Genomic DNA, 17,967 nt, shown 5'->3' with positions numbered 1-17,967 from the left:
GTGCCCGACACGCTCAGCTACGCCGACGCGGTACGTCTGCTCGGCGGAGGGAAGAGCAGGTTCGTCGACTGGGCCGACAAGGTGGTCGGGTGGACCCTGCTGGGATCGTCGGCCGCCGGGGTCTCCGACGCCCTGGGCATCTTCGACGCCAAGGTCGAGCTGGTCCGGTTCGGCCACGACCTGGTCCGTACCGTCGCCGAGCAACGTTCCGGCCTGTCCCGGTACGGGCGCACGCAACGGCTGGCGGCGGCGCACGCGGTCATCGTGGTGACCGCCTTCTTCGAGGCACTGGAGCAGGCCGAGCTGCCGATCGACCTGACCCGGGCCCGGATCACCGCCGCGGAGCAGCTGTCGCTGGCGGGGGCGGGGCGGGCCGACCCGCAGGCGTTCACCGAGGCGCTCTTCGCCACCGCCGCGCCGGTGCCCGGCCCGCACCTGCCGTACCCGCGGTTCCGCACGGCGGTGACCGCCTTCCACCGGACGCTGGTGGAGCGGTTGCGGCACTTCCTGTCCGGGTTGGTGGTCAGGGATGAGGCCGGCCCGGCGCGCTGGCGGGAGACCGAGGAGCGGCTGGCCGGGCTGCCCGAGCGGGCCGCCGACCGGCACCGGGAGTTACTGACCCAGCTCGCCGTGGACTTTCCCGAGGTGGGCTTCTGGCTCGGGCTGCACGAGCACGAGGCCACCCGGGAGGAGGTCGAGGCGACCCGGGAGCAGGTCGAGGCCACCCGGGAGCAGGTGCGGGTGCTCGCCGCAGGTCTGCACGAGATGGGCCGGCTGCTGCGGGAGATCTCCACCGGAGGCCCGGCGGAGCAGATGCGGGCCGCGCTCGCCGCCGCGTACAGCGCCGAGCTGGACCGCCCGGTCATCTCCTCAGGTGAGGTCCCCGCCGGGTTGCGGGTACCGACCCTCGGTGCGGCGTACCTGCCGCCGCTGTGCCGGATCGTCGCGCTGGACCCCGGGTCCCGGCCGAGTGACGACTCCTGGTGGGCCGAGCCACCGCTGCGCCACGACCTGTGGCAGGCCCTCGTGGTGCACCTCACCGCACCCGGCGCCGTACACGCGCCGTTGCTGGTGCTCGGCCAGCCCGGCTCGGGCAAGTCGGTGCTGACCCGGGTGCTGGCCGCCCAGCTGCCGGCCGCCGACTTCCTGGTGGTACGGGTGGTCCTGCGGGAGGTGTCCGCCGAGGGCGAGGTGCAGGACCAGATCGAGCAGGCCGTCCGTCAGGACACCGGGGAACGGGTCGAGTGGCCGGCGCTGTCCCGGTCGGCCGGGGACGCCCTGCCGGTCGTGCTGCTGGACGGCTTCGACGAGCTGCTCCAGGCGACCGGGGTCAGCCAGACCGACTATCTCCTGCGGGTGGCCGCCTTCCAACGCCGCGAGGCCGACCAGGGACGTCCGGTCGCGGTGCTGGTGACCAGCCGGACCACCGTCGCCGACCGGGCCCAGGCACCGCCGGGCACGGTGGCGGTGCGGCTGGAACCCTTCGACGAGCAGCGGGTCCGCGCCTGGGTACGGACCTGGAACCGGACCAACCACACCGCGTTCCGGCAGGTCGGTGTGCAGCCATTGGATCCGGAGCTGGTCCTGGCCCATCCGGACCTGGCCGAGCAGCCCCTGCTGCTGCTGATGCTGGCCCTGTACGACGTCGAGGGCAACGCGCTGCGGGCCGCCGGGGAGTTGCGCAGGGGTGAGCTGTACGAGCGGCTGCTGCGCCGGTTCGTCCGCCGGGAGGTGGCCAAGCACCGGGTCGGGCTACCCGAGCGGGAGCTGGACCTCGCGGTCGAGGAGGAGCTGCGTCGGCTGGCGGTGGTGGCGTTCGCCATGTTCAACCGGCGGGCCCAGCACGTCACCGAGCGGGAGCTGGAGGTCGACCTGGCAGCGCTGCCCTTCGGCGGCCGGAGCGTGGGCGAGCGGGCCGGGCTGCGTACTCCGCTGCGCGCGGCCGAACTGCTGCTCGGCCGGTTCTTCTTCGTCCACCGCTCGCGGGCCTCGGCCGGCGACGACCGGCGGGAGACCTACGAGTTCCTGCACGCCACCTTCGGCGAGTACCTGGTGGCCCAGTTCACCTGGACGGTGGTCGACGACATCGTGGCCCGGGAGACCGTGAGCAGCCTCGGGGTGACCGACGCTCCGGTCGACGATCTGCTGCACGCCCTGCTGTCACACACGGTGTTGACCGTCCGCGCCCCGGTGCTCGCCTTTCTGACCGAGCGGCTGGACACCCGGGGCGAGGACGGGCGGGCGGCCTGGACCCAGGTACTGCTGGGACTGTTCCGCCAGGCCCCGTACGTGACCGCCGCCCGGCGGTACGACACCTACCGCCCGCGGCCGCTGCGGGTCACCGCGCGCTACGCCGCCTACGAGGCGAACCTGCTGTTGCTGACCATCTGCGCGGCCGGCGAGGTCTCCGCCCGGAGTCTGTACCCGGACACCACCGAGGTGGTCGAGGCGTGGCGGGCCCAGGTGCGGCTCTGGCGCTCGCAGCTCGGCAAGGAGGGCTGGCAGAGCATGGCCGACTGGCTCGCCCTCGACCGGCGCCGCGACGACCAGGGACGGTACGTGGTGGTGTCCCGCGACGACGGCACCTTCGTCGTCCCCCCGGTCGACCTGCACTGGACCTACGACCGCGACCAGCCCTACGACCGCCACCAGCCCGGGCCGTTCGTCCACGTCGTTACCGACCTCGGCGCGCGGTCTGCGCGAGGGGTGCACCTGGAGTGCGGGGTGGCCGACGACACGCTGCGGCACGCCCTCGAACCGCTGGTGGAGCGGCTGCCGTCGGCGCTGGAGCAGATGGTCGGGCGCTGGCCGGATGTCATGCCCTCGGTGGCCCACGCTCTGCTCGACGTCTGGTTGCTGCCCCGGCATGCCACCACCCCGGAGGAACGATCGGCGGCGTACTACCGGTGCGCGGCCATCGTCAACCTGGCGCGGGACGCCTTTGGTAGACGCGAGACCGTTGAGTACGTGCGGCTGCTGCTCGACCGCCTGTCGGTCGATCCGCAGGTGGAACCAGGGGTGGTGGCCGACGTTCTCGAGGCGTGCGACGTCTCGTTCGATCTGAGTTCGGAGCGGGCTGCCTTCCGCTGCGTCCTGGCAACCCTCGGCAAGGATCACCTGGTCGATGTCCGGTTGGCCGAGCTGTTCCACCACTGGAACCCTGTTTCGCGGGACGAGCTCTCCATCGAGATGCTGGTGCGGTTCAGGGAACTCGGCCTCCACCGGAGGAGGATCGACCCCGACGAAGCCGCTCGCTTCCGGGAGCGGTACGGCCACCGCCGGCCCGATCTGGTCGTGCGCCTGGCAGAGTTGGCCGGCAGTGCGGGCGAGTCGGCGTCAGGCCGCCGGTCCGACGGTGACACCGACATCGCCCAGGCCGGAAGACCCTGACGGCAGTGCTCCGGGTGCCGTCTCCGGACTCTGACGGCAGTGCTCCGGGTGCCCGTCTCCGGACTCTGACGGCAGCGATCCGGGTGCCCGTCTCCGGCGGACGGACGGGCCAGCCGCTGGCGTACCGGATGCGAGCGGTACGCCAGCGGCCGTGGGGTCACTCGCCGGTCTTGTCGGCACCGGCGCCGGGGTGACCGCCGCGACCCGGTCCCCCGCCGCCGGGGAAGACGCCGGACTCGACGGCCTTGGTGATCGCGTCGGCCTGCTCCTGGGTGAGCTTGCCCTCCTCGACCGCCGTGGCCAGCCGCTCCTTCAGCTTCTCCTGGCGGTCGGCGGCGTCCCCGCCGCGCTCGCCCTTCTCGCCAGGCTCGCCGCGCTCGCCCTTGCCGGGCCACTCGGGGCGGTCGCCCTGGTGCTCCTCGCGCAGCTTCTCCAGCGCCGCGGTGACCTTGTCGGTGTCCACCCCCAGCTCCTTGGCCAGCGCCTCGGCGAACTCGGCCTGCCGGTCGGCGTGCCGCTGCTCCCGGTCGGTGCCGGCGTCGGCGCTCGCGCTGGGTGACGGGCTGGGGTCGTTGGCGAACGCCATGGTCGGGGCCGCGATCCCCACCCCGAGTACGCCGGCGGCGGCGATGCTGGCCAGGACGTGCTTCTTCGACATCGTGCGGGACATGTAGTCCTCCAACTGTCGGTGATGATCTGACTGACCCAACGTGACCTCCCGGGCTGGACGGGACCCGTGGCGACCCTGTCACCCAGCTGAAAGTTTCTCCGCCCGGCTGGGAAAACCCGTTGAACGGGCCGGTCGGGTCGGTCAGGGTGGTGCCGATTGCCACCAATGGAGGTGCCCCGATGACAAACACCCCGATCCGGGAGATTTCCCTTCCGGGGGTCGTCGGCCCGTACGGGATCACCGTCGGGCCCGATGCGGCGCTCTGGCTCACCCTGGTCGGTTCGGACGCCGTCGGCCGGTTCACCACCGACGGCGGGCTGCGCACGTACCCGGTCGACGTCGGGGCCCGACCGTTGGTCATCACCGCCGGGCCGGACGCGGCGCTCTGGTTCACCCGCTCCGGCGACCACCGGATCGGCCGGCTCACCGTCGACGGCGAGCAGACGTCGTACCCGCTGCCGGCCGGAACCGCACCCGGCGGGATCGCCGCCGGTCCCGACGGGGCCCTCTGGTACGCCGGGATGGCCAGCGACGTGGTCGGCCGGCTCACCACCGACGGCCAGGTGACCGAGTTTGCGCTGCCGGTGACCGGCGGGATGCCGTCGATGGTGGCCGCCGGCGGCGACGACGCCGTCTGGTTCACCCTCAACCAGGCGCACGCGATCGGCCGGATCGACCCGGCCGGCGAGGTGACCCTGCACGCCCTGCCGACGGCGCAGGCCGCACCGGTGGGCATCACCCCCGGCGTCGACGGGGCGCTCTGGTTCGTCGAGATCGCCGCCGGTCAGGTCGGCCGGATCAGCCCCGACGGCCGGATCGACGAGTACCCGCTGCCGGACCGCGCGGCCCGGCCACACGCGATCGTCGCCGACCCGGCCGGCGGCTGCTGGTTCACCGAGTGGGCCGGCAACCGGATCGGCCACGTCCGCCCCGACGGCACGATCGACGGGTACGACCTGCCGACGCCGGGCAGCGAACCGCACGGCCTTACCGTGGCCGGCGACCGTACCGTCTGGGCTGCCCTGGAATCCGGCGCGCTGGCCCACCTGACGCCCGGCTGACCCGGTGCCGGCGCGCGGGGTGGCGCGGTGTCAGCGGACGGGGTGGCGTACCCCGCGCTCGGTTGACCTGGTGTCAGCGCGCGGTGGCGCACCTGAGGTCTGGCTGACCCGGTGCCAGCGCGGTGGCACCCGCTGACGTCCGGTTGACCTGGCGGCGGCGGACGGGGTGGCGCGACCTCAGCGGACGGCGGCGGCGACGGTCAGGGTGCCGGTTGCGGTGTCGAGGGTGGCGGGGGTGCCGACGGGGACGGTGAGCTGCCCCTCGCCGTGGCCGACCGGAAACCCGCCGAGCACCGGCACGCCCAGGTCGCCGAGGCGCTCGGTCAGCACGTCGGCGACCGTGGTGGCCCAGCCGTCCGCGCAGCCGGTGAACTGGCCGACCGCCACCCCGGCCACCCCGGCCAGCGCGCCGGCCCGCCGCAGGTGGGTGAGCATCCGGTCGACCTTGTACGGCGGCTCCTGCACCTCCTCGACGAGCAGGATCGCCCCGGTCAGGTCCGGCAGGTCCGGGGTGCCGACGGAGGCGGCGAGCAGGCAGAGGTTGCCGCCGAGCAGGGTGCCGGTGGCCCGGCCGGGCACCCGTACCGGGCCGGTCTCGGCCGCCGGGTCGGCCGTCAGGGTCACCGGTGCGGTGCTGGTCAGGGCGGCGTGCAGCGACTCGGCCGAGCGCAGCGGGGTCCGCTCGTCCAGCCAGGCCGCCCCGGGCCCGTGCACACTTGCCAGCCGGGCGCCCCGCCAGAGGGCGAGTTGCAGCGCGGTGATGTCGGAGAAGCCGGCCACCACCTTCGGATCCCGGCGTACGGCAGCCATGTCGATGGCGTCGACGATCCGTTGTGCGCCGTACCCGCCCCGGGTGCAGATCACCCCGCGTATCGCGGGATCGGCGAAGGCGGCGTTCAGGTCCGCCGCCCGCAGCGCGTCCGCACCGGCCAGGTAGCCCTGTCGGGCGTACGCGTTCGGGGCGGGCACCGGCCGCAGGCCCCAGCCGGTGAGCAGCTCGACGCCCCGGGCGACCCGTTCCGGGCGGGTGGGCCCGGACGGGGAGACCAGCAGCACGGTGTCGCCGGGGCGCAGGGCGGGCGGCCGTACCGCCTCATCCCCGGCGCGGTCGGCCGCCTCGCTCGACGGGGTGCGATCCGTGCTCACAGCGGCCGAGCCTAACCCGCCCCCATCGCCGCTCGTGCCACCCCGCCAGATGTAAGGAGGGGACCCTTCTCGACCGTATGCGTTAACAGGGGGCCCTTCCTTACACCTTGGGCGGGGCGCGGGGGGAGGGGGTGGGACCCGATAGCCTCGACGCGTGGGAACTGCGTTGGTGATCGAGAACGATACGTTTGACGACCCCCGTCGACTGGGGGAGTGGCTGACCGAGGCCGGGCTGGAGCTGCGGGTGCTGCGCCCGTACGCCGGTGACGACCTGCCGGCCGACCTGTCCGGGTTCGTGGCCCTGGTGGTGCTCGGTGGTGACCGGCACGTCGGCACGGGCGCGCAGCCCTCCTGGTTCCCCGCTGTCGAGGGGCTGCTGCGCAAGGCGGTGCGGCACCGGGTGCCCACCCTCGCCGTGGGGCTGGGCGCGCACCTGCTCGCCACCGCGCACGTCGGACTGGTCGAGCCCAGCCCGGCCGGGCCGGGGATCGGGCCGACGGTGGCCGGCAAGCGGGACGCCGCCGAGCGGGACCCGCTGTTCCGGTACGTGCCGTTGATGCCTGACGTGTTCCAGTGGCACTCCGCCGAGGTCACCGAGCTGCCCCGGGGCGCGACCCTGCTGGCCGCCTCCACCCGCTACCCGCACCAGGCGTTCCGCCTCGGCGACCGGGCCTGGGGGCTGCAGTTCCACATCGGGTGCGACACCGCGATGGTCGCCGAGTGGGCCGCCGCCGACGCGGATCTCCTGGCCGAGCTGGGCTACGACCCGGAGGTGGTGGTGAGCGCCTGCGCCGAGGTGATGGCCGACGTCGAGGAGGTCTGGCAGCCCTTCGCCGCCCGGTTCGCCGCGCTGGCCCTGGGCGAGCTGGACGACGCCCCGATCCGGCCCAGCCTGCCGCTGCTCGGGCACTGAGCCGACGATGAACCGACCCAACACCAGACTCGCCCGGTACGGCTTCGGCACCGCCGAGGGCGAGGACGTCACGCGCGCCGCCGAACTGCTCGGCCCGGACGGGCTGGACCTGTGGCGGGCGGCCAGCCAGGAGCCGGTCGACGCCCGCGCCGCCGAGCTGCTGACCGGCCTCTCCCGGGCCGCCGACCCGGATCTCGCCCTGCGTCAGCTGCACCGGATCGTCGAGGCCGAGCGGCGTACCGCCGGGGACGCGCCCTCGGCCCTGCTGGCGGCGATGCGTGACGATCCGGGGTTGCGCCGCCGGGTGGTGGCCGTACTCGGTGCCTCGTCGGCGCTCGGCGACCACCTGGTCGCCAACCCCGACCAGTGGGCCACCCTGGCCACCGAGGCCGACGGGCTCGCCCCACTGGCCGACGGCCACCTGCACCTGACCGACGTCGACACCGGCACCGCCCGGTCGGTCGCCGACACCGCGCGCACGACCGCCGGCAGCCTACGACCCGCCGCCGGCACCGGAGCGGCGTCCGGCACTCCGGCCGCCGGCAGCGGTCCCGCCGGCACCCCGGCCGCCGAAGCGCAACCGACCCGCGCCGGTGGGCGGGAGCGGCCCCGGGTGGCCGGGCACCGGCGCGGCGGGCCGGTCGGCAGCGGTCCGCGCATCGCCGAGCTGCGGCGGGCGTACCGGTTGGCGTTGCTGCGGATCGCGGCGGCCGACCTGACCGGCGGCCGGGGCCTGGAGCAGACCATGGCGGCGCTCTCCGCGCTTGCCGACGAGACCCTTGCCGCGGCGTACGAGATCGCCGTCGCCGAGCTGCCCGAGGGCACGCCGCGCCCCCGGCTGGGCGTGGTGGCGATGGGCAAGTGCGGCGGTGACGAGCTGAACTACGTCTCCGACGTGGACGTGATCTTCGTGGCCGCCGACGACGCCGACCTGACCGCCGGCACCACGGTCGCCACCCGGCTGATCCACATCTGCGGGCTGGTCGCCTGGCCGGTCGACGCGGCGCTGCGGCCCGAGGGCAACCGGGGCCCGCTGGTGCGTACCCTCACCAGCCACCTGGCCTACTACCAGCGGTGGGCGCGGACCTGGGAGTTCCAGGCGTTGCTCAAGGCCCGCCCGGCCGCCGGGGACCTGCCGCTGGCCCAGGAGTGGATCGACGCGCTCGCGCCGCTGGTGTGGCGGGCCGCCGAGCGGCCCGAGGCGGTCGAGGACGTCCGCTCCATGCGCAAGAAGATCATCGAGAACATCCCGCCCCGGGAGCAGGAACGCGAGATCAAGCGGGGCCCCGGCGGGCTGCGCGACATCGAGTTCGCCGTCCAGCTGCTGCAACTCGTACACGGCCGGGGTGACGAGAAGCTGCGGGTGCCGGGCACCATCCCGGCGCTGCGCGCCCTGGTCGGTGGCGGGTACGTCGGTCGCGCCGACGGCGAGGGCCTGCTACGCGGGTACCGTTTCCTGCGCGCCGTCGAGCACCGCCTCCAGTTGCAGGGCCTGCGCCGGACCCACACCGTGCCGACCGACCCGGCCGGGTTGCGCTGGCTGGCCGCCGCGCTGGACTACACCGCCACGCCGGGGCGCAGCGCCGTCGAGGCGTTCCGCGCCGACTGGGTCGCGCACGCCACCGAGGTACGCCGGCTGCACGCCAAACTGCTCTACCGCCCGCTGCTGGAGGCGGTGGCCCGGGTGCCTGCCGACGGGCTGCGGCTGACCCCGCAGGCGGCCCGCAACCGGCTGGAGATCCTCGGTTTCGCCGATCCGGCCGGCGCGCTGCGGCACCTGGAACGCCTCACCGGCGGGGTGAGCCGCACCGCCGCCATCCAGCGGACCCTGCTGCCGGTGCTGCTCGGCGAGTTCGCCGACGCACCCGAGCCGGACCGGGGGCTGCTCAACTACCGGCAGGTCTCCGACAAGCTCGGCAGCACCCCCTGGTACCTGCGCCTGCTGCGCGACTCCGGCCCGGTGGCCCGCCGGTTGGCCCGGGTGCTGTCGCTGTCGCGGTACGCCACCGACCTGCTGGCCCGGGAGCCGGAGGCGCTGCGGCTGCTGGCCGAGGAGAGCGAGCTGGCCCCGCGTACCCGGGAGACCCTCAGCGAGGGCTTCCTCGCCGCCGCCGGCCGACACGGCGACCCGGTCCAGGCCACCCACGCGGTCCGGGCCCTGCGCCGGCGGGAACTGCTCCGGCTGGCCTGCGCCGACGTGTTGAGCCGGGCCGACGGCATCGCCCCCCGGCCGCCCCGGTTCGAGGGCAACCCCCGTCGTCCGGCGGCGATGGCCGACGTCATCACCGCCGGCACCGCCCTGGCCGCGGTCACCGACGCCACCCTCACCGCCGCGCTGCGCATCGCCCGCGCCGCCAAGCCGGGACCGGAGGGACTGCGCTTCGCGGTGATCGGGGTGGGCCGCCTCGGCGGGTACGAGTCGAACTACCTCTCCGACGCCGACGTGCTCTTCGTCTACGACCGGCCCGCCGACGTGGAGGAGCGCGCGGCCAGTGCCGCCGCCCACGCCGTCGCCGAGGAGCTGCGCCGGCTGCTCGGCATGCCCGCCCCCGACCCGGCGCTCGGCGTCGACGCCGACCTGCGTCCCGAGGGCCGGCAGGGTCCACTGGTACGCAGCCTCGCCGCCTACGCGCAGTACTACTCCCGCTGGTCGAAGGTGTGGGAGGCGCAGGCGCTGCTGCGGGCCCGGTTCGTCTGCGGCGACGCCGACCTGGGTGCGGAGTTCGAGGCGATGGTCGACCCGGTGCGGTACCCGGCCGACGGGCTGACCCGCGAGCAGGTGGTGGAGATCCGGCGGATCAAGGCGCGGGTGGAGAGCGAGCGGCTGCCCCGGGGCGCCGACCCGGCCACCCACACCAAACTGGGCCGGGGCGGGCTCGCCGACGTCGAGTGGGCGGTGCAGCTGCTCCAGCTGCGGCACGCCGGGCAGTACCCGGCGCTGCGGGGCACCCGTACCCTCGACGCCCTGGCCGCCGCCCGCGACGCGAAACTCGTCGACGAGGCCGACGCCGCCGAGATGGCCGCCGGCTGGACCATGGCCGCCCAGGCGCGCAACGCGCTGATGCTGGTGCGCGGCCGGGCCGGCGACCAGCTGCCCCGGCACGGCGTGGAACTGGCCGGGGTGACCCGCATCCTCGGCCGCGACGACCCCGGCGAGTTCCTCGACGAGTACCTGCGCACGGCCCGCCGCAGCCGCAGCGCCATGGAACGCGTCCTAGATGCCTAACGAGAAAGGAAGGGCCCCCTCTTATCGCTTTCTGTATAGCAGGGGCCCCTTCCTAACGACGCTGCCGGCGGTCGGGGTCGCGTTGCTGCTGGGCGCGGCGTTCCTGGCCGCCCCGCCGATGGGCACCGACCTGGCCGCCCAGGTGGCCCGGGCCGCCTTCGTGGAGCGGCACGGCTACCTCCCGATCGACCTCGGTTGGTACGGCGGGGTCAACCAGTTCGGCTACAGCCTGCTCACCGCCGGCCTCGGCGCGACCCTCGGCGTACCGGTGCTCGGGGTGCTCGCCGCGCTCGTCGGCACCGCCGCGTTCGGGTGGCTGCTGGCCCGGCACCGGGCCCCGCGGCCGGTACTCGGCGGCGTACTGGGCGCGGTCGTGCTGGTCGGCAACCTGGTCAGCGGCCGGATCACCTTCGCCGTCGGACTGGCACTGGGTCTGCTGGCGCTCTGCGCGATCTCGGCGGAGCGTCCCGGCCGGCTGCTCAGGTTGGCCCTGGCGGCGCTGCTGGCCGCCACCGCGACCTGGGCCAGCCCGGTCGCCGGGCTCTTCGTCGGCCTGGCCGGCGGGGCGATCCTGCTGGCCGGCCTGCGCCGCGCCGACCCGCCGCCAGCACGTGCGACCGACGCGCATCCGGCCGACGTGGATCAGGACGACGCGCATCCGGCCGACGCGGATCAGGACGAGGCGCATCCGGCCGACGTGGACCGGGCTGGCATGGGCCGGCCGGCCGGGCAGCCGGCCGGGTCGCCGGGCAGGCGGCTGGTGGGTGGCTGGTGGAGCGACCGGCCGTTGGCGGAGAGCCTGGTGCTCTGCCTGGCGCCCGCGCTGGCACTGGTGCCGATGGCCCTGCTGTTCGGCAACGGCGGCACCCAGCCGTTCTCGGTCGAGTCGATGAAGGCGAACGTGGCGCTGGCGGTGGTCGTCCTCCTCGTGCTGCCCCGCCGGCTGCGGGTGCTGCGGATCGGCGCGCTGCTGACCGTGTTGCTGCTGGTCGCCGCCTACCACCTGCCGAGTCCGATCGGCTCCAACTCGCTGCGGCTGACGATGCTCTTCGCGGTGCCGCTGGTTGCCGCGTTCGCCGTGCTGCCGCCCCGGCTGGGGCGGGGCGGTGCCCGCTCGCCGGTCTGGTTGGCCGCCCTGCTGGCCGCGCTGGTGTGGTGGCAGCCGCCGGTGATGCTCGACGACCTCGGCCGGGCCGGCTCGGTGGAGACCTCCGCCCGGTTCTACCAGCCGCTGGTCGACGAGTTGGCCCGCCGCCAGCCGGTCGGCCGGATCGAGGTGGTGCCGCTGCGCGACCACTGGGAGTCGACGTACCTGCCGCCGGAGGTCCCGCTCGCCCGGGGCTGGGAACGCCAGGTCGACAGCGACCGTAACGCGATCTTCTACGCAGGCGAGCTGACCGCCGACCGGTACGCCGAATGGCTGCGCCGGGAGGCGGTGAGCCATGTGGCGCTCGCCCCGGACAGCCCACCGGACCGGTGGGGGCGTACCGAGGCGGCGCTGATCAAGGGTGACCTGCCGTACCTGCGGGAGGTGTGGCGTGACCCGACGTGGCGGCTCTACGCGGTGGTCGACCCGACGCCGCTGGTCGCCGCGCCCGGCCGGCTGCTCTCCGCCGACCAGGCCGCGGTCCGGTTCACCGTGGACACCCCGGGCGAGGTGACCGTCCGGGTACGATGGTCGCGCTGGCTGAGCCTGTCCGGTCCGGCCGGCTGCGTGGCCCCCGGCGACGCGTCGTCGGTGACGGTCCGCGCCCCCACGACCGGAGAGTACGAGCTGAGCAGCGCCCTCCGCCCGACCGGCCACTGCCGACCGGCGCACCCCTGACCGGCGTACCCGGGCCGGCCGGGGCTGCCCGTCGGGGCCGTCCGGCCGGTGCCGGCCCGGTGGCGTACGCCCACCTCGACACCGCCGCCGGCGTAGCTGGCAGCATGACGGGTGTGCCTCACCACCTCGTACGCTGGACCGGCCTGGCCGGCTCCGTCCTGCTCGCGCTCTCGGCGTTCCTCGGCGGCGCGCTGCCGTCGGCGCCGCTGCGCAGCTCGCCGGTCGTCATCTGGCAGGCCCGGTACGGCCCGCTGGTCCTGATCGCCTGGCTGGTCGGTACCGGCCTGTTGGCCTGGGCCTGGTGGTCGCTGCGCAACCGGGAGCTGTCGCCGCGCTGGGTGCTGGTCACCGCCGCGCTGTGGGTGTTGCCGATGGCGGTCGCGCCGCCGTTCGGCAGCCGCGACGTCTACGCGTACGCCTGCCAGGGGGCCAGTTTCATCAACGGGATCAGCCCGTACGAGCAGGGGGTCTCCGCGCTGCCCTGCCCCTGGCTGGAGACCATGTCCTACATCTGGCGGGACACCCCCGCCCCGTACGGACCGCTCTTCGTGATCATCGCCGGGGCGGTGGTCGGGATCACCGACTCGCTGACCGCCAGCATCGTGATCTTCCGGGTGCTCTGCCTGCTCGGGGTGGTGGCCACCGCGTACGCCGTGCCGCCGTTGGCCCGCCGCTGCGGCGTACCGGTGGGGCGGGCGCTCTGGCTGGTGCTGGCCTGCCCGCTGGTCGCGATCCACCTGGTCGGCGGCCCACACAACGACTCGCTGATGATCGCCCCCCTGGTCGGCGGCCTGGCGGTGGTGGCCAGCAACCGGGGACGACGGTGGCCGCTGCTCGGCGGCGGCGTGCTGCTCGGGCTGGCCGTCGCGGTCAAGGTCACCTCGGTGGTGGTGGTGCCGTTCGCTGTGCTCGCCGCGGTCGCTGGCCCGATCACCCTCCGTGCGCTGTTCCGGGACGGGCTTCCGGTGGCGCTCGGGGCCGCCGCCACCATGGTCGGCATCACCTTCGGCGGTGGGCTGGACTTCGGCTGGATCGGCGGGCTGACCACCGGTGGCGTCGCCGTCGCCTGGACCTCACCGCCGACGGCCGTCGGGCAGACCGTCAACTCGGTGGCCCAGCTCTTCGGGGCGAGCATCGACGCCATCCCGGCCGCCCGGGGGGTCGGCGTGGTGCTGCTGGCCGGCACGCTGGTGTGGATGTGGTTCCGGGCCTGGCACCAGGACCCGCTGCGCTACGCCGGCCTGGCCCTGGCGGTCACCGTGGCACTGGCCTCGGTGGTGCACCCCTGGTACTGGACGTGGCCGCTGGCGGTGATCGCCGCGACCACCGTCCGGTCGAACTGGGCCGCCCTGGTGGCGCTGGTCAGTCTTTTCATGATCCTGCCCGACGGGATCGGGCTGGCCCGGTACACCAAGATCCCGGGAGCGCCGCTGATGACGCTGGCGCTGATCCTCGGCGCGGTCGCGCTGGTACGGATGTTCCGCGCCGAGGACCGGCAGCGCGTCGAGGACCGACGCCGGGCCGAACCGGCCACCCCGTCCTGACCCCTGCCCGCTCCGCTGGCCGGCGTTGCCCGGGCGGAGTGCCTGGGCGGAGTGCCTGGGCGGAGTGCCCGGGCGGAGCGTTGCCTGGCCGGCGTGGGGCCGGGTCAGGCCGGGCCCCTCCGGCGGACCAGCACCCGGCTGTCGAGCAGGGTGCCGGTTTCACCGTCCGGGCCGGTGGCCTCCCGCGACGGTGCGTCCAGCCGTTCGGTCACCCAGTCGGCCGGGTCCAGGTCGAGCAGCGCCAGGATCTCCTCCGGGGTCAGGAACCGGTGCTCCGGATGGTGTCCCCGGGCCCACGGCGGGAACGCGCCGTGCTCGACGATCAACAGCCGCCCACCCGGGGCCACCGCCCGCGCGGCGGCGCGCAGCACCCGCTGGCGGGAGAACTCCAGCGGTGTCTGCAGGAACTGGGCGCTCACCAGGTCGAACTCGCCCGCCGGGAAGGTCCGGTCCAGGTCGTGCCGCTGGAAGTCGATCAGATCGGCCACCCCGGCCCGTACGGCCTCGGCTGCCGAGCGTCGCAGCGCGGTGATCGACACGTCGACCGCCGTCACCCGCCAGCCCCGCCGGGCCAGCCAGATCGCGTCGGCGCCCTCCCCGCAACCCAGGTCCAACGCGGTACCGGCCGGCAGCTCCGCCGCCTCCTCGACCAACCGGACGTTGGGCTTCCCGCTCCACCGCCGCTTCTGCTCGGCGTAGAGCGCGTCCCAGTACCGCGCGGTCTCCGGATCGATTGCCCCCGCCGCGTCCTCCTGGGCGGCGGCGTTCCTCCGGGCCACGGCGCGGTCGGTGTCCTCGGTGACCAGGTCCGCGTTGAGCTGCCCGCCGACCGTGGTACCCGCCGCGATGGCGACGGTCACCGTCGCGACCGGATCGGTCACGTTCCCGGCCACCCAGACCCCGGGCAGCGCGGTCGCCCCCCGGGGATCGGCCGGTACCCGGTCGCCGAAGACCGTGCCGGCCACCTCGAACTCCTCGGGAGCCAGGCCGAGCCCGGCGAGCAGGTCGGCGCGGGCCCGCAGCCGGGGAGTAACCGCCAGGGCCTGCCGGGCGACCACCTCGCCGGAGGCCAGCCGGACGCCGGTGAGCCGGTCGTCGGTCACCACCACCTCGGTGACCTCACCGGTGACGACCGTGACCCCCCGGGCGGCGAGCCGTTCGGCGTCGGTCGGCGACAACGCCGGCCCGGTGTGCGTGAACAACACCACGTCGTCGGTGAGCTGCCGGAACAACAACGCCTGGTGCGCGGCGGTCGGCCCGGTGGCGAGGATGCCGACCGCGCTGTCCCGGACCTCCCAACCATGGCAGTACGGGCAGTGCAGCACGTCCCGGCCCCACCGCCCGGCCAACCCGACCACCTCGGGCAGCTCGTCGACCAGCCCGGTGGTGAGCAGCAGCCGCCGGGCGGCCACCGACCGTCCGTCGGCCAGCGCCACGGTGAACCCGATCCCACCCGTCGGAGGGTCGCTCCGGACGGCCGAGACCACCGTGGCGTCGACCACCTCGACGCCGTACCGGGCCACCTCGGCCCTCCCGGTGGCGGACAGCTCGGCCGGCGGCACCCCGTCGTTGGTCAGGACGTTCTGCATCCGGCCGGCGGTGGCGTTGCGCGGCGTACCGTCGTCCACCACCAGCACCGACCGGCGGGACCGGCCCAGGGCCAGCGCGCCGCTGAGCCCGGCCGCCCCACCACCTATCACCACCACGTCGTACCCGTCTCGCATCGCTGTCTCCCTCACCTCGGTATCACTGCGGTGGATCCTGCGCTGATTACCGATGGAATGACAAAGAAAGTTGCCGGGATGGCAAACTCCCAAGGGTGGACGAAACTGATTCGGACGAGGTGCTGGTGGCGGTCGGGCCGCGCCTGCGGGCCCTGCGCCAGCAGCGGAGCGTCACCCTGACCCAGCTCGCGGCGGCCACCGGGATCTCGGTAAGCACGCTCTCCCGGCTGGAGTCTGGAGGGCGGCGGCCCACCCTCGAACTGCTGCTGCCGCTGGCCCGGTTCCACCGGGTGCCGCTGGACGACCTGGTAGGCGCCCCGGACACCGGCGACCCCCGGGTACGACCCCGGGCCATCCGCCGGCACGGGGTGACCATCCTGCCGCTGACCCGTCGCCCCGGCGGAGTGCAGGCTTACAAGATGATCTACCCGGCCCGGTCGGGGATGGGCGAGGTCGAACAGCAGGTGCACGAGGGGTACGAGTGGCTGTACGTGCTGGCCGGCCGGTGCCGCCTGCGGCTGGGCCAGCACGAGCTGGTCCTGACCGAGGGGGAGGTCGCCGAGTTCGACACCCGTACCCCGCACTGGTTCGGCAACCCGTACGACGAACCGCTGGAGATCCTCAGCCTGTTCGGGCCGCAGGGGGAGCGGCTGCACGTCCGCGCCCGCCCCGCGCCCACACCCCGCCGGTGAGCACCGACCCCGGTCCGCCGACGGCCGGTCGGGCCCGGTCGGCTCGGGCCCGGTCGGCTCGGGCCCGGTCGGCGCGCTGGGCCGGGCTGGTCGGCGCGGTGCTGCTGACCGGTGCCGGTTGGCTGGGCGGTGCGTTGCCCGGTCCACCACCGCCGGGACCCGTCGGCACACCGGCCGGCTGGGCGGCGGTGGGCTGCTGGGCGGCCGGCACCGTACTGCTGGTCGGCGCCTGGTGGTCACTGCGGGCGGGGGCGCCGTCGACCGGGTGGGCGTACCGCACCGCCGGGCTCTGGCTCGTACCGCTGCTGTTCGCGCCGCCGTTGGCCAGCCGGGACATCTACTCGTACGCCTGCCAGGGCTGGGCGTACGCCGCCGGGCACGACCCTTACACGACAGGGGTGGCGGCGGCCGGCTGTCCGTGGCTCGACTCGGTCGCCCCGATCTGGCGGGACACCCCCGCACCGTACGGCCCGTTCTTCCTGCTCCTCGCGGCGGCGGCCACCCTCGGCGGCGGCCTGGTCGGCGTACTCGTGGGCCTGCGGGTGTTGGCCGTGGTCGGGGTGTTGCTGGCCGCGCGTTGCCTGCCTGGCCTGGCCCGGTCCGCCGGCGTGCCCACCCGACGGGCGGCCTGGCTGGCGCTGGCCAGCCCGCTGGTCGGCGTACACCTGGTGGCCGGCGCACACAACGACGCGGTCCTGGTCGGCCTGCTCCTGGCCGGCCTGCTGGTGCTGGTCCGCCGCCCCGGTCGGCCGGTCCCGCTGCTGGCCGCCGGGGTGCTGCTCGGGCTGGCGGTGGCGGTCAAGGCGACCGCCCTGGTGGTGCTGCCGTTCGCCGCGCTCGCCGCCGTCGGCGGCCGGTACACCTGGCGGGCGCTGCTGCGCGACGGTGGCCGGCTGGCCGCCGGGGTGCTGGCCACCCTGGTCGGCATCTCCCTGCTGACCGGGCTCGGCCTGGGCTGGGTGGCCGGGCTGGCGCGCAGCGGCGACTCCGAGCAGTGGACGTCCCCGCCGACCGCGATCGGTTTCGTGATCGACTACGGCCTGGAGGCCGCCGGGGCTGCGGCCGGCGCGGTACCGGTGATCCGGTTCGTGGCGATGCTCCTGCTCGCCGCGTTCCTGATCGGCCTCTGGTGGCGGGCCTGGCGCTCGCTGCGCCGGCTGGACAGCGGTGGACAGCGGGGCGAGGACCGGCGGCGGGGTGAGGGCGGGCGGCCGGGCGAGAGCGGGCGGCCGGGCGAGGGTCGGCAGCGGGGCAAGAACCGGCGGCGGGGCGAGGGCGGGCGGCGGGGTGCCGTTGCGGCCCGGCCAGATGCGGACGGCGGCCGGTCGGGTGCCGTGCCGCAACGGTCGAGCCGGGACCGGGCGACGGTCCCGCGCGACGTGACGCGGGCCCGGCTGGCGCTGCTCGGGGCGGGGCTGGCGTTGGCCGCCACGGTCGTCCTGGCTCCGGTCTTCCACCCCTGGTACGCCACCTGGCCGCTGGCGGTGCTCGCCGTGGTGGCGACCCGGACCACCTGGTTCGTGCTGCCGGCCGCAGTGGCGTGCTTCCTCACCCTGCCCGACGGCACCACGCTGGCCCGGTACACCAAGGCCCCCGGCGCCGTAGCGATGACCGTCCTGGTGCTCGCCGGCCTGGTCTGGGCAACCCGCCGCCCCCGGGTAAGGAAGGGCCCCTTCTTAACGCCTTCGGTATAGAAGGGTTCCCTTCTTGCCGGAACCCATCCGCACGGCACCCGCCAGACTGGGGCCGCACCGGGCGGAGAGGACGGGCCAGCGT

11 protein-coding genes are annotated in these 17,967 nt (G+C 74.9%); 8 read left to right on the top strand and 3 right to left on the bottom strand.

Features of this window, described 5'->3' with window-relative positions; translation table 11 throughout:
- Positions 1-3,390 (top strand): NACHT domain-containing protein, encoded by a 3,390-nt coding sequence (locus ACN28G_RS17330; RefSeq protein ID WP_421479705.1) that lies wholly within the window; start codon positions 1-3, stop codon positions 3,388-3,390.
- 157 nt (positions 3,391-3,547) lie between these two features.
- Here the strand turns inward: ACN28G_RS17330 and ACN28G_RS17325 are convergent, their stop codons facing one another.
- Positions 3,548-4,060 (bottom strand): hypothetical protein, encoded by a 513-nt coding sequence (locus ACN28G_RS17325; RefSeq protein WP_421479703.1) that lies wholly within the window; start codon positions 4,058-4,060, stop codon positions 3,548-3,550.
- A gap of 179 nt (positions 4,061-4,239) precedes the next feature.
- Here ACN28G_RS17325 and ACN28G_RS17320 point away from each other — a divergent pair, with 179 nt between their 5' ends.
- Positions 4,240-5,121: a virginiamycin B lyase family protein gene (locus ACN28G_RS17320; protein ID WP_421479701.1), complete on the top strand. Its 882-nt coding sequence runs from the start codon at positions 4,240-4,242 to the stop codon at positions 5,119-5,121.
- A 177-nt stretch (positions 5,122-5,298) separates the two neighbouring features.
- Here ACN28G_RS17320 and ACN28G_RS17315 read toward each other — a convergent pair whose 3' ends face one another.
- Positions 5,299-6,267, bottom strand: a complete 969-nt coding sequence (locus ACN28G_RS17315) for a S66 peptidase family protein (RefSeq protein WP_421479699.1) — start codon at positions 6,265-6,267, stop codon at positions 5,299-5,301.
- Positions 6,268-6,421: 154 nt separating this feature from the next.
- Between ACN28G_RS17315 and ACN28G_RS17310 the strand changes: the two genes are divergently transcribed.
- From ACN28G_RS17310 to mptB (ACN28G_RS17295), 4 genes are all read left to right on the top strand, one after another.
- A complete protein-coding gene (locus ACN28G_RS17310; RefSeq protein ID WP_421479698.1) occupies positions 6,422-7,180 on the top strand; it encodes a type 1 glutamine amidotransferase in 759 nt (252 codons plus the stop codon).
- 7 nt (positions 7,181-7,187) lie between these two features.
- The gene (locus ACN28G_RS17305; RefSeq protein ID WP_421479696.1) at positions 7,188-10,406 is read left to right on the top strand and encodes a bifunctional [glutamine synthetase] adenylyltransferase/[glutamine synthetase]-adenylyl-L-tyrosine phosphorylase; all 3,219 of its coding nucleotides are present in this window, start codon (positions 7,188-7,190) and stop codon (positions 10,404-10,406) included.
- Between the two features lie 82 nt (positions 10,407-10,488).
- The gene (locus tag ACN28G_RS17300) at positions 10,489-12,231 is read left to right on the top strand and encodes a hypothetical protein (protein ID WP_421479694.1); all 1,743 of its coding nucleotides are present in this window, start codon (positions 10,489-10,491) and stop codon (positions 12,229-12,231) included.
- Positions 12,232-12,344: 113 nt separating this feature from the next.
- Positions 12,345-13,775 (top strand): polyprenol phosphomannose-dependent alpha 1,6 mannosyltransferase MptB, encoded by a 1,431-nt coding sequence (gene mptB / locus ACN28G_RS17295; protein ID WP_175440609.1) that lies wholly within the window; start codon positions 12,345-12,347, stop codon positions 13,773-13,775.
- A gap of 104 nt (positions 13,776-13,879) precedes the next feature.
- Here the strand turns inward: mptB (ACN28G_RS17295) and ACN28G_RS17290 are convergent, their stop codons facing one another.
- Positions 13,880-15,499, bottom strand: a complete 1,620-nt coding sequence (locus tag ACN28G_RS17290; protein WP_421479692.1) for an FAD-dependent oxidoreductase — start codon at positions 15,497-15,499, stop codon at positions 13,880-13,882.
- 95 nt (positions 15,500-15,594) lie between these two features.
- Between ACN28G_RS17290 and ACN28G_RS17285 the strand changes: the two genes are divergently transcribed.
- Together ACN28G_RS17285 and mptB (ACN28G_RS17280) are read left to right on the top strand one after the other, a co-directional pair.
- Positions 15,595-16,191, top strand: a complete 597-nt coding sequence (locus ACN28G_RS17285) for a helix-turn-helix domain-containing protein (protein WP_091441484.1) — start codon at positions 15,595-15,597, stop codon at positions 16,189-16,191.
- Positions 16,188-17,885 (top strand): polyprenol phosphomannose-dependent alpha 1,6 mannosyltransferase MptB, encoded by a 1,698-nt coding sequence (mptB, locus tag ACN28G_RS17280; RefSeq protein ID WP_421479690.1) that lies wholly within the window; start codon positions 16,188-16,190, stop codon positions 17,883-17,885. Before ACN28G_RS17285 ends, mptB (ACN28G_RS17280) begins: the two co-directional genes overlap by 4 nt.
- Positions 17,886-17,967 lie beyond the last annotated feature (82 nt).

The organism is Micromonospora sp. WMMA1923, assembly GCF_049179195.1.
In the GTDB taxonomy this organism is placed as follows: domain Bacteria; phylum Actinomycetota; class Actinomycetes; order Mycobacteriales; family Micromonosporaceae; genus Micromonospora; species Micromonospora yangpuensis.
The sequence above is the reverse complement of the archived record's forward strand: the minus strand, read 5'-3'. Positions and strand labels throughout refer to the sequence as shown.